The sequence below is a fragment of the Isoptericola sp. NPDC060257 genome (assembly GCF_042726645.1).
GTDB lineage: Bacteria > Actinomycetota > Actinomycetes > Actinomycetales > Cellulomonadaceae > Isoptericola > Isoptericola nanjingensis.
The window spans coordinates 1-1,303 of sequence record NZ_JBHXAW010000505.1; the positions used below are offsets into that span (position 1 = coordinate 1).

Consider the following 1,303-nt stretch of genomic DNA (forward strand, 5'->3'; position numbering starts at 1 on the left):
CTGCCCGCCTCGGCTTCGCCGTCCCGACGCTCGTCCGCTCCCGCGACGAGCTCGCGGCCGCCGTCGAGGCCGCGCCGCCCGACCACTCCTCCGACGCGCTGCGCAGCGAGGTCTTCTTCCTCAAGCACCCGCTCACCGCCCCGGAGGTGCTGGCGCAGATGCCCGAGCTGCGCGAGGGCGTCGACGCCGTCGCGCCCGGGCCGGGCGTCGTCTACTTCTCCCGGGTCGCCGCCGAGGCCCGGCGCACCCGGATCACCCGGCTCATGGGCATGCCCGTGTTCCGGCAGATGACCGTGCGGACCTGGCGGACGACGACGCGCCTTTCGCGCTGCTCGACGCGCCGCTGCCCGCGTAGCGGGTCTCAGTCGAGGCAGAACTCGTTGCCCTCGACGTCCTGCATCGTGATGCAGGACTCCTCCTCGCCGTCGGCGTACTGCGTGTAGAGGTGGACCGCGCCCAGCGGCTCGAGGCGGGCCTGCTCGGCCCGCAGCGCGGCCAGGCGCTCGTCGCCCACCAGCCCGGTGCCGACGCGGACGTCGAGGTGCACCCGGTTCTTGACGACCTTGCCCTCGGGCACACGCTGGAAGTACAGCCGCGGGCCCTCGCCCGCGGGGTCCTGCGCGACGCAGTCCACGCCCTCGGGCATGACGTACCCGAGCACCTCGCACCAGAACCGGGCGACCCGCTCCGGTTCCGCGCAGTCGAAGGTCACCTGGAACTTCCGCACCGTTGCCATGCGCCCACCGTAGGTGCCGAGGTGGCCGGCACCTACGGGAAATCAGGGGGCGAGCAGCGCGCGGATGTCCCGCTCCGCCTGCGCGGGCGTGGCGAGGCGGCAGCCCAGGTCAGTCCACCGCCGCACCAGTGCGGGCTCGGCGCGCAGCAGCCCCCAGCCCCGGCGCACCAGCGTGGGCAGCGGCTTGCGCGACTCGGCGACGTCGCGCAGGAAGCGGAACCAGAAGCTCACGACGCGCGGCTGGCTGAGGCAGATCGCGTCGGCGAGGATGCCGTCGGCCCGGCACGCGGCCACGAGCTCCGCGGCGAAGATCCCCTCGGCGACGACGACGGGCGCGTCGCCCGCCTCGAGCACCGTGCCGCCCGTGCGGCGCGAGGTGGGGATGTCGTACACCGACCACCAGCACCACCGGCGCCCGCAGCGCCTTCGCCAGCTGCGCCGTGGAGGCCAGTTCACCCTGGCCGGCCGCACCGTCGTACAGCCCCATCACGCCCTCGACCACGGCCAGGTCGGCCCCGGCCGCGCCGTGCGCGAAGAGCGGGCCGAGCAGCTCGGTGCCGCAGAGGT

General features: G+C 74.7%; 4 protein-coding genes. 2 read left to right on the forward strand and 2 right to left on the reverse strand.

What is annotated here, in order from left to right:
- The coding region (locus ACFWEK_RS21710) for a DUF1697 domain-containing protein (protein ID WP_430555392.1) at positions 1 to 443 on the forward strand (443 nt) is incomplete at its 5' end.
- On the opposite strand, the gene ACFWEK_RS21715 is transcribed toward ACFWEK_RS21710, so the two are convergent.
- The gene (locus ACFWEK_RS21715) at positions 362 to 736 is read right to left on the reverse strand and encodes a VOC family protein (RefSeq protein ID WP_430548048.1); all 375 of its coding nucleotides are present in this window, start codon (positions 734 to 736) and stop codon (positions 362 to 364) included. The two genes, ACFWEK_RS21710 and ACFWEK_RS21715, sit on opposite strands and share 82 nt — an antisense overlap.
- Before the next feature lie 42 nt (positions 737 to 778).
- Positions 779 to 1,129: a hypothetical protein gene (locus tag ACFWEK_RS21720; protein WP_430555393.1), complete on the reverse strand. Its 351-nt coding sequence runs from the start codon at positions 1,127 to 1,129 to the stop codon at positions 779 to 781.
- On the opposite strand from ACFWEK_RS21720, the gene ACFWEK_RS21725 reads away from it, so the two are divergent.
- Positions 1,119 to 1,303 (forward strand): hypothetical protein (locus ACFWEK_RS21725; protein WP_430555394.1); only part of this gene is annotated, 185 nt, incomplete at its 3' end. The two genes, ACFWEK_RS21720 and ACFWEK_RS21725, sit on opposite strands and share 11 nt — an antisense overlap.

Bases quoted from the DNA above. Each gene is read 5' to 3' on its own strand.
- ACFWEK_RS21715 (WP_430548048.1), bottom strand. From the start codon at position 736: ATGGCAACGGTGCGGAAGTTCCAGGTGACCTTCGACTGCGCGGAACCG.